Source organism: Agromyces humi (assembly GCF_009720255.1).
Taxonomy (GTDB): Bacteria; Actinomycetota; Actinomycetes; order Actinomycetales; family Microbacteriaceae; genus Agromyces; species Agromyces humi.
In genome coordinates this window covers 1-524 of sequence record NZ_WJSP02000797.1, presented here as the reverse complement: position 1 = coordinate 524, position 524 = coordinate 1, and the positions used below count along the sequence as shown (strand labels likewise).

1 pseudogene is annotated in these 524 nt (G+C 74.2%); it reads left to right on the top strand.

The features are described 5' to 3' along the window. Window positions 1-24 precede the first annotated feature (24 nt). A pseudogene (locus tag GH736_RS24235) lies at window positions 25-524 on the top strand (endonuclease domain-containing protein); the annotation flags it as partial.

Here is a 524-nt window from a genome sequence, read left to right as displayed (position 1 = left end):
CTGCCCCAGCCGCTGCTCCGGCGCGTGGCGTTCTCATCGGCCGAGGCCCGCGCGCTCGGAGCGAGCAAGGGCCGGCTCGAGGCATCCGACCTCACGACGCCCTTCCGCGGCTCGCGCATGCTCGCGGTCGCCGCCCCCAGCGTGCGGCAGCTCGCCATGGCCTACGCGACCCGGATGCCGCCAGGCCAGTTCTTCAGCCATGCCACGGCCGCGGTGCTCAACGGCGTGCCGCTGCCGACGGCGATCGAAGCAGACGTGCGGCTTCACGTCTCCGCCTTCGCCGGCGGTTCGCGGCCCCGTGCACGTGGAGTCGTGGGCCACCTGCTCGATCCATCGCGGACCGGAACGCTCATCGTCGGCGGCGTGCCCATGACGGATGCCGCGACGACCTGGTGCCAGCTCGGCGCGATGCTCGGCGTCGACGACCTCGTCGCCGTGGGCGACTTCCTCGTCACAGACCGCCGGAAGCTGGGCGGGCGCCCACCGGCCGCGCGCCACGACACCCTCGCGCGGGCGGTGGAGCT